We start from the raw sequence: 6158 nt of genomic DNA, 5'->3' as shown, positions 1-6158 counted from the left end.
ACCCGCTGCGCTTCCTGTCGATGTCGGTCGAGTGGGCTCGACGGGCCGAGGCGCTCGGACGCCTGGACGACTCCGGACGGACCTACCTGGCGACGTACGGCTCGTGATCGATCGCGTCGCTTCGACCCGTGGTGACCACCCGTCTGGGATGCTCGGGTCATGAAGATCGCCAAGAGAGTTGGGCTCGAGGCCGTCGGCTGGACCCTGCTCGTGGCCGGCATCGCCGCCCTGGTGCTTCCGGGGCCGGGGCTGCTGATGATCTTCGCCGCGATGGCCGTGCTGTCTCAGCAGTACGAGTGGGCCGAGCGTCGTCTGGCTCCGATCAAGTACCGCGCCCTCAAGGCCGCAGCCGAGAGCGTGGCGTCGATCTCGCGGATCGTGGCCTCGGTGGTGGGCGTCGTACTGCTGTTCGCCGCCGGCGCCCTGTGGATCGCCAACCCGCCCGTGCCCGACTGGTGGTCGTTCTCCGACGCACTGTGGCTGCCGGGCGGCATCGCGACCGCGACGACCCAGATCGTCTCGGGGTTCATCGCCATCGGCCTGCTCATCTACTCCTACCGACGCTTCCACGGCAAGCCCGAGTCCGTGCAGGCACTCGGACGCCAGATCGAGGAAGCCGACCGGGAGTACGACGAGCTGTCCCAGCGCGACTGAGCCGTGCGGGCCTGACCGGGCTCTGCCGCAGCTCGAGGTCAGGCGGCGCGGGTCGCGCGCAGCCGCGCCACCAGGCGGCGCAGCGGGGTGTCGGTGACCGCTCCGCGCTGGAGCGGCAGCAGGTGGGTCTTGCCCTCCCGCTCGGCGACCAGGGTGATCGCCGCGTCGTCGTACTCGGCGGCGAGGCGCTCGGCGGCGGCGACGTCGTCATGCGCCACGGCGGTGTTGATCGCGTCGACGTAGGAGGCGTGCAGGTCGTTGAGCTCATCGATCAGGCGCATGGAAGGCCTTTCGTCGGGGGTGTGTCTCCAGTGTGCGCGGTTCTTTGGATCGATCCAAGGGGGAAGCGCTGTGATCTTCGTCCGACCTGCGCGGCCGGATCTCGCGGCGCTGTCGGTGGAGCGGTCTAGGGTCGCTCCCGATGACGCTCCACCTGCACCGCGCGCCGCGCACCGACCAGCTCGCCGATGCCCTCGGCGACCTGCTGACGGTGCCCCTCGACGATCCGTTCGCCCAGGAGCTGGTGCTGGTGCCGGCCGCCGGCATCGAGCGGTGGCTCAGCCAGCGGCTCTCGCACCGACTGGGCCGCGGCCCCTCGGGCGATGGCGTCGGCGATGCTGTCGAGGGCGCCGACGACGGGGTCTGTGCTGGCGTCGAGTTCCGATCGCCCCGATCGCTCGTGGCCACCCTCCTCGGAGCCGAGCGTGACGACCCGTGGTCGCCCGACGCGCTGGCGTGGCCGGTGCTCGAGGTGCTCGACACCCGCCTCGACGAGCCCTGGGCCGCCACCCTCGCGCGTCACCTGGGCAGCCACCACGAGGGCGAGGAGCGCGAGTTCCGTCGGGGCCGGCGCTACAGCGTCGCGCGCCGGCTGGCGGGTCTGCTGGCGTCGTACGCCGCTCAGCGCCCGCAGCTGCTCGCCGACTGGTCCGACCACGCAGCCACCGACGGCCTGGGGGAGCCCCTCGACGACGACCTGGCCTGGCAGCCGCCGCTGTGGCGAGCGGTCCGGGAGCAGGTCGACGCGCCCTCGCCGCAGGAGCGACAGGCGAGCACGCTGCAGCGGCTGCGCGAGGGCCCCATCGACCTGCCGGCGCGGGTCTCGCTGTTCGGCCACACGCGTCTGCCGCGCTCCGAGATCGACCTGCTCGTCGCCCTCGCGGAGCACCACGAACTGCACCTCTGGCTGCCCCATCCCAGTGCGCGCCTGTGGACGACGCTCGCGGAGACGTTGCCGGACGACGACGCCCGGACCGTCGCGAGAGCCGACGACCGCAGTCACCGGCTCGTCGGCCACCCGCTGAGCGCCACGCTCGGCCGAGACCTCCGCGAGCTCCAGCGAGCCTTGCCCTCGACCGGCACCGCGGGCGTCGTCGACGTCTCCCACGAGCCCGAGGTCGGTGGCGGCCGACGGGGCGGCGACGGGGGAGCCGAGCCCGACACGTTGCTCGGGTGGCTGCAGTCGGACCTCAGGGCCGACGAGGTCCGGCCTGCCGGCCGCACCCTGGCTGCGAGCGACCGATCGGTGCAGGTGCACCGCTGCCACGGGGCCTCGCGCCAGGTCGACGTCCTGCGCGAGGTGCTGCTGGGGCTGCTCGCCGACGACCCCACTCTCGAGCCGCGCGACATCCTGGTGATGTGTCCCGACATCGAGACCTACGCACCGCTGATCACCGCGCGGTTCGGGCTGGCCGACGTGGTCTCCGGGGGGCACCCGGCCCACCGGCTGCGCGTCCAGCTGGCCGACCGTGCCGTGAGCCGCACCAACCCCCTCCTCGGGGTCGCCGAGCAGCTGCTCGCCGTGGCCGGCAGTCGGGCGCAGGCCAGCCTCGTGCTCGATCTCGCCCAGGACCCCGCGGTGCGCCGTCGCTTCGGCTTCAGCGACGACGACCTCGACGCGCTGACGACCTGGACCCGGGAGTCCGGCATCCGCTGGGGCTTCGACGCCGAGCACCGTGCGCCGTACGGCGTCGACTACGTGCAGAACACCTGGCGCTTCGGGCTCGACCGGGTGCTCGCGGGGGTCGCGCTCTCCGACGACGCCGCCGGCTGGATCGGGGCGACCCTGCCGCTGGACGACGTCGGCAGCAACCGGGTCGAGCTGGCGGGTCGCTTCGCCGAGCTCGTCGACCGACTCGTCTCGATCACCGACGGGCTCACCGGCACCCGCCCGCTGCGCGAGTGGATCACCACGCTCGTCGACGGCGTCACGTCGCTCACCACCGTCGCGCACGCCGACTCCTGGCAGGTCGGCCACCTGCAGCGCGAGCTGCGCACCGTGCTGGCGCAGGCTGATGCCCGCGACACCACCGCGCTGCGGCTCCCCGACGTCCGCGCGTTGCTCGCCGGCCGTCTGGCGGGTCGACCCACCCGCGCGAGCTTCCGCACCGGCACCCTCACCGTGTGCACGATGGTGCCGATGCGGTCGGTGCCACACCGTGTGGTCTGCATGGTCGGTCTGGACGACGGGGTGTTCCCACGCTTCGGGGCGCAGGACGGCGACGACGTCCTCGCCCGCACCCCCGTCACCGGCGAGCGCGACGTCCGCTCCGAGGACCGCCAGCTGCTCCTCGACGCGATCGGTGCCGCGAGCGAGACCCTCGTGGTCACCTACACCGGAGCCAACGAGCACAGCGGACAGCCGCGTCCGCCGGCCGTGCCTCTCGGCGAGCTGCTCGACGTCCTCGACCGCACCACCGAGCAGGCGGTGCGTGCGCAGGTCGTGGTCTCGCACCCTCTGCAGCCCTTCGACGCACGCAACGTCGTCCCGGGAGCGCTGGGCGTGCCCGGGAGCCCCTTCACCTTCGACCCCACGATGCTCGTGGCGGCCCGGGCAGCGGTGTCCAGCCGCCCCACACGCCCCGACTTCCTGGCCCGACCGCTACCGGCCCCGCCGGGCGACGACGTCGCCCTCGCCGACCTCGTGGCGTTCTTCAAGGATCCCGTCAAGGGGTTCTTCCGCGCCCTGGACGTCACGCTGCCGTGGGAGACCGACGGCCTCGTCGATGCCATGCCGATCGAGATCGACGAGCTGGAGTCGTGGGGCGTCGGCGACCGGATGCTCGCCGACATGCTGCGTCTGGTGCACCCCGACGATGCGCGCCAGGCCGAGTGGCGTCGCGGTCACCTGCCGCCGGGACGACTCGGGTGGCGCAAGGCCGGCGCGGTGCGTGACAGCGCTGCCGCACTCGCCTTCGCGGCGCTGACCCACCGGCAGGTGCCGGCCCGCGCTCACGACATCGACGTGACGCTCTCCGACGGCCGGCGCCTCACCGGCACGGTCTCCCCGGTCTACGGCGACCGCGTGGTCGCTGTCGGCTACTCCAAGCTGGCGGGCAAGCACCTGCTCGAGGCCTGGGTGCGGCTGCTCGCCCTCGCCGCCCACGACGACGACCACAACTGGACGGCCCTGGCGATCGGACGCCCCCCGCGCGGCACCGTCCCGGCGCAGCGACTGCTCGCCCCGGGCGGCGACGGACCGCTGAGCCTGCTCGAGGACCTCGTCGCGCTCTACGACGCCGGCCGGCGTGCGCCGCTGCCGCTGCCGCTCAAGACCAGCTATGCCTGGGCGGTCAACCAGCGAGCCGGCGACGACGCCGCGGCCGCAGCGGCGAAGAAGTGGCGCAGCGCGATGTATCCCGGCGAGGACGCCGACCCCGGGCAGGTGCGCGTCTGGGGGCCGCATGCCCCGCTCGACCGACTCCTCGAGCCGGGACCCCTCGGGCCCGACTTCACCCTGCCCGTCCTGGCCGAGCGACTGTGGCTTCCGTTGCTCGACAACGAGCGGAGCCTGTGATGACCACCGACCGTCCCGCCTCGACCGAGATGGCGGCCTACGACCTCCTCGGCGACCTGCCGTCCGGACCCACCACCACCGTGCTCGAGGCGAGCGCCGGCACGGGCAAGACCTACGCGCTGGCCGGCCTCGTGACCCGCTACGTCGCCGAGGGCCACGCCACGCTCGACGAGATGCTGCTCATCACCTTCGGGCGTGCCGCCAGCCAGGAGCTCCGCGAACGTGTGCGGGGCGCACTCGTGGGGGCAGCCTCCGCGCTCGAGGTCGTGCTGGGCGGTGGCGCGGTCAGCGACTCGGTGGGCGACGATGCGCTCGTCCGGCACCTGTGCACCGGGCCCGCGTCCGCGCTCGTCGAGCGCCACGACCGGCTCCGCGACGCCCTGGCGTCCTTCGACTCCGCAACGATCGCCACGACCCACCAGTTCTGCCAGGTGGTGCTCGCCTCGCTGGGAGTCGCCGGCGACTCCGACGCCTCCCTCACCCTGGTCGAGAGCCTCGACGAGCTGATCGGCGAGGTGGTCGACGACCTCTACCTCCAGCGCTTCGGCGACGATCCCGACACTCCCGTGCTGTCGCGCGCCGATGCCGTGTTCCTCGCCCGCGACGTCGTCAGCAACCCACGAGCCAGGCTCACCCCGGTCGACCCGCCGCCCGGCACCCCCGCAGCGATCCGGCGGGCCTTCGCCGACGACGTGGTCGGCGAGCTCGAGCGACGCAAGCGACGCCTGGGGATCCTGGGCTTCGACGACCTCCTCGGGCGCCTCGCCACCGCCCTGGCCGACCCCGACGCGCCGTCGCGCGACCGGATGCGACGCCGCTGGAAGATCGTGATGGTCGACGAGTTCCAGGACACCGACCCGGTGCAGTGGGACGTCATCGAGCGCGCCTTCGTGGGCCACGCCACGGTGGTGCTGATCGGCGACCCCAAGCAGGCGATCTACGCCTTCCGTGGCGGCGACATCAGCACCTACCTCCGCGCGGCTCGTCGCGCCGACCAGCAGCTGACCTTGGGCACCAACTGGCGCAGCGACGCTCCGCTGGTCGAGCGACTCCAGGTGCTGCTGCGCGGGGCGGCCCTGGGTCACTCCGAGATCGTCGTGCGACCGGTCGACACCCACCACGCAGGTCACCGGCTCTCGGGGGCCGGCGAGCGTGGCGCCCCGGTGCGGCTCCGACTCGTCGGGCGAGACGTCTTCGGCCTCTCCAAGCGCAGCACCATCAAGATGGACGACCTGCGCCCCTGGATCGCCGAGGACCTCGCCCGCGACATCCAGCAGCTCCTCGCCACGCAGCCCACCTACGACGACCGACGGCTCGGCGCGGGCGACGTCGCGGTCATCGTCGAGTCCCACAAGGATGCCCGGGCCTGTCGGGACGCACTGGCTGCCGCAGGCGTCCCCGCGGTCTACACCGGCGACACCGACGTGTTCTCCTCCCCGGCCGCAGCCGACTGGCTCTGCCTCCTCGAGGCCTTCGAGCAGCCCCACCGCAGTGGGCTCGTGCGAGCCGCCGCTGGCACGATGTTCTTCGGCCTCGGCGCCGCCGAACTCGCAGCGGGGGGCGACGCCCTCACCGACGACATCGCCCAGACCCTGCGCCAGTGGGCCGACCGGGCCCGTGAACGCGGTCTGGCCGCCGTCCTGGAGTCGGCGCTGGTCGCCGGCATGGGCGAGCGCGTGCTGGCCTGGCGGGGCGGCGAGCGCCACAT

General features: G+C 73.2%; 4 protein-coding genes. 3 read left to right on the top strand and 1 reads right to left on the bottom strand.

Annotated elements, in window-relative coordinates; all coding sequences use genetic code 11:
- Positions 1-159: 159 nt before the first annotated feature.
- Complete coding sequence (locus VOI19_RS12025; protein WP_323793201.1) at positions 160-654, top strand: PGPGW domain-containing protein; 495 nt, start codon at positions 160-162, stop codon at positions 652-654.
- Between the two features lie 38 nt (positions 655-692).
- Here the strand turns inward: VOI19_RS12025 and VOI19_RS12020 are convergent, their stop codons facing one another.
- Complete coding sequence (locus VOI19_RS12020; protein WP_323793200.1) at positions 693-935, bottom strand: hypothetical protein; 243 nt, start codon at positions 933-935, stop codon at positions 693-695.
- A gap of 140 nt (positions 936-1075) precedes the next feature.
- On the opposite strand from VOI19_RS12020, the gene recC reads away from it, so the two are divergent.
- Positions 1076-4450, top strand: coding sequence for an exodeoxyribonuclease V subunit gamma (gene recC, locus VOI19_RS12015; RefSeq protein WP_323793199.1), 3375 nt, complete (start codon positions 1076-1078; stop codon positions 4448-4450).
- On the top strand, positions 4450-6158 hold a 1709-nt coding region (locus tag VOI19_RS12010), incomplete at its 3' end, for a UvrD-helicase domain-containing protein (protein ID WP_323793198.1). The genes recC and VOI19_RS12010, both read left to right, overlap by 1 nt.

This window comes from Nocardioides sp., from assembly GCF_034670285.1.
In the GTDB taxonomy this organism is placed as follows: Bacteria; Actinomycetota; Actinomycetes; order Propionibacteriales; family Nocardioidaceae; genus Nocardioides.
This window is presented reverse-complemented; position numbering and strand designations above follow the sequence as displayed.

Bases quoted from the DNA above. Each gene is read 5' to 3' on its own strand.
- VOI19_RS12025 (WP_323793201.1), top strand. From the start codon at position 160: ATGAAGATCGCCAAGAGAGTTGGGCTCGAGGCCGTCGGCTGGACCCTG.
- VOI19_RS12020 (WP_323793200.1), bottom strand. From the start codon at position 935: ATGCGCCTGATCGATGAGCTCAACGACCTGCACGCCTCCTACGTCGAC.
- recC (WP_323793199.1), top strand. From the start codon at position 1,076: ATGACGCTCCACCTGCACCGCGCGCCGCGCACCGACCAGCTCGCCGAT.